The 2,917-nt window shown below is 44.5% G+C and carries 3 protein-coding genes; all 3 read right to left on the reverse strand.

Features of this window, described 5'->3' with window-relative positions; translation table 11 throughout:
• Positions 1 to 381: 381 nt before the first annotated feature.
• On the reverse strand, positions 382 to 669 hold the full coding sequence (locus NA59_RS12560) for a helix-turn-helix domain-containing protein (protein WP_044413464.1): 288 nt from the start codon (positions 667 to 669) through the stop codon (positions 382 to 384).
• On the reverse strand, positions 662 to 988 hold the full coding sequence (locus tag NA59_RS12565; protein WP_198401120.1) for a type II toxin-antitoxin system RelE/ParE family toxin: 327 nt from the start codon (positions 986 to 988) through the stop codon (positions 662 to 664). The genes NA59_RS12560 and NA59_RS12565 overlap by 8 nt, the downstream gene beginning before the upstream one ends.
• Before the next feature lie 369 nt (positions 989 to 1,357).
• Positions 1,358 to 2,320 (reverse strand): Rpn family recombination-promoting nuclease/putative transposase, encoded by a 963-nt coding sequence (locus tag NA59_RS12570; protein ID WP_052501683.1) that lies wholly within the window; start codon positions 2,318 to 2,320, stop codon positions 1,358 to 1,360.
• Between the last annotated feature and the right edge of the window lie 597 nt (positions 2,321 to 2,917).

A 2,917-nucleotide genomic window follows, 5' to 3' on the forward strand; every position in this document is an offset into this window, starting at 1 on the left:
AATCCTGTCAAATCTACAACTAGAGTATATCACCCCTAGACAGCATCGACAAATTAAACATAAGGGGCGTTATGAGAAGGGAGAATAAAAGTGGCTGTCCTTTTAATTCCCGCTCTTGTGGCACGAGCGTGCTGCTTCTTGCAGCAGTTGCTTGACCGAGCTACTGGCACGGACATCAATCCGTTCGGTTTTTGATAGGTTCAATGTGCTCATAGCAAACTCCATATTTATTCATTAACCCTATCTTAGCGTCCGGATGATGTCCTGACAAGTTAAATATGCGCAGATGTGCTTCGTTGGGCTCTTAATTCCTATCAATATCAAAGTGAGTGTCGTTTTTATTCTGGTATCCTTTTTATAAGTTGCATTACTTCAAGGCCATTAGGCCTGAATAGCCGCCAGTGCATCTGGGTTGGCCTCAACTATTTTAAGTAAGGCGCGTGCTGGGCCTGCGGGGCGAACGCGCTTTTGCTCCCAGTTTTGTAATGTTTTTGGTTTTACACCAATAAGATAGGCAAATCCTGTTTGTGTTAAGCCGGTTTTTTCTCGAATTGCTTTTACATCGGGCTCTGGAAACTCACGCACACGAACGTTTATTGGCTCACCACGCATGTGTTTGCCCATATCCTTAACACTGGTTAAGAGTTCTTCAAATTGTTGTTCATGCATGGTTTATTTCCTCTTGCATTAGCGCCGCCAATTTTCTCAGTTGGTCGGGTGTGAGGTCAGTTGCTACATTCTTTGCATACGCATAGAGCAAATAGCATTGTGACTTTTTAACCCAGTGATAATAAATAACGCGCGCACCACCACGCTTGCCCCTGCCCTTCATAGGCACACGCAGTTTTCTTAGTCCGAGCCCACCGGGTATAAGATCACCGGCATCTGGATTTTCTAACAAAATCGTTTGCATTGAGCGTAAATCTTCATCAGAAAATAATGCATCGGCACAACGAATAAAGATTGGCAGTTCAATAAAAATCATCATGAACATTATCCGCTAGAAGCGGATAGAAAACAAGGCCTTTGGCTGCTACCTGCGTGAAGTCTTGCTAAATGGGTCATCAGTCTTTATTCGGCAAAATGGGTCAATAGCGAAAATAATTAAACATAAGGGGCGTTATGAGAAAGGAATAAAAGAGAATAAAAGTGGCTGTCCTTTTAATACTGTCCTTTTAATACAGAATAAAAGTGGCTGTCCTTTTAATACTAGCTGAAAGAATAAAAGTGGCTGTCCTTTTAATACTACTTGAAGCCGTAGTCGGTAAACAAGTGGTGGGTTAGTTTATGACATCAGATGACAAAACGCCCCTTGATTGGGGCGTTTTTGTTTTGGGTTAAATGATAAGGCTGGGTTTTACGTTTCGGTCTGTTTTAAACGCTCTTTGAGCTCTTTGAGCGATAAATGGCAACGCTCTGCCACTAACTCTACCGATAAATTAAACTCTCGAATCATTTCGATTGCTTGCTCTAGTTGGCCTTCCAGCTTCAGTTCTCTTTCCCAGTTTTCTACGTTTTGTGCCAACATGCTCGGCTCCTTTATGATGTGTTCTACAGGTGCAATATTAATCATTGGGTAGTTCTTTTTCAAGTGAACCATCACCCATTTTAATACCGCCATCGCCAGTGCGCGTTGATCGTCGCCCAAGCCGTCTAAATAACCCACCAATTTTTGGGTACTGCGGCGGGCTTGGGCGTATTCGTGTGCTTTCTCAAAACTAAATATCGTGCTGATGCCGTTAATCACACTGTCGATTTGTTCATCGGGGATACGTTCTTCGTCAATCAGATAGTAATGCAGTTGTGGTTGATAGGGTTTTAAGTAATCCGGCAGATTGCGATATAGATCGGCCATCTGGTGTTTAGCCGTCCATTTGAGTTGGCCGTTATACAGTACCACAGGAAATACCGGCGGCAGACCTGTTTTGAAGGACAGGCGTTTTTGTTTATTAAGGTCGTCATAAAGTGCAGCGACATATTGAAGCATGCGCACAGGCATGGATAAATCCACTTCCGATTGAAATTCCAGCATCAAATACAAGTAAACGTCTTGCTCTGATCCTTTGAGTTTTGCTGACCACACCACATCCGAGTCACGTTTTTTCATCGCTGGGGTAATAAAGCTGCCATTCTCCTTTTGCAGTGAGCTAAAATCAAGATTGGTTACCAGTTCAGCCGGCGCAAAGCCTTCAATCAATTCTTGAACTAGCTCTTTATGCGAAAAGAGGAACTTATACCCTCTGTCGTGACTATGCTCGGTAGAGTCACCATAAAGCCAATCGTCATCATTTTCGGGTAGGTCATTTTGTTGTTGCGTCATTTATTTTTTTCACACTATGGATTTACTGGCGTTATTTTAGCACAAGAATTAAACTGACTTGATAACTTGCTTGACTTGAAATACTTAATCCAAGCCCTTATAGATAAATGTAATTGACATCCTCCCCGCCCTAAAGGCTAATGTATGCACACTTCTTTTCTCGTTCCCACGTCGTGCGTCACGGCCATTAAGTTAAGGAATAAATGGCTCCTAGCCTCCCTAATTGCCCTGTCACCCTGCGCGAAGTCGCAGGGTCTATTGCCGCCAGCGGCTGGATCCTGCGACTTCGCGCAGGGTGACGGTTCTGGGTAAAAGAAATGGGGCATCGCGAGGCCGAAGGCCGTGGCAATCTTTGGCAGACTGAGCACGCCCGTGAAAGATTCAGGCTTCGTGCTGACTTCGTTGGCCGCGGCGCGGCGCTCCTCGCAATGACCGCTTTTTTCTTAACTTAATGGCCGTGACGCACAGCGTGAGAACGAGAAAAGAAGTGTGCATACGTTAGCCCCCAGTGTTGGCGAATATATTGTCCAAGCCGTTTTGCATCCGCAGGGTGTGAACTTATAAAGCAACGGCGCTCTGTGGTGGTTTTATTAGCCA

Origin of the sequence: Thiomicrospira microaerophila, from assembly GCF_000934765.1 — a bacterium.
Taxonomy (GTDB): Bacteria; Pseudomonadota; Gammaproteobacteria; order Thiomicrospirales; family Thiomicrospiraceae; genus Thiomicrospira; species Thiomicrospira microaerophila.

Coding starts and splice junctions, on each gene's coding strand:
- NA59_RS12560 (WP_044413464.1), bottom strand. CDS start 669: ATGCATGAACAACAATTTGAAGAACTCTTAACCAGTGTTAAGGATATG.
- NA59_RS12565 (WP_198401120.1), bottom strand. CDS start 988: ATGATGATTTTTATTGAACTGCCAATCTTTATTCGTTGTGCCGATGCA.
- NA59_RS12570 (WP_052501683.1), bottom strand. CDS start 2,320: ATGACGCAACAACAAAATGACCTACCCGAAAATGATGACGATTGGCTT.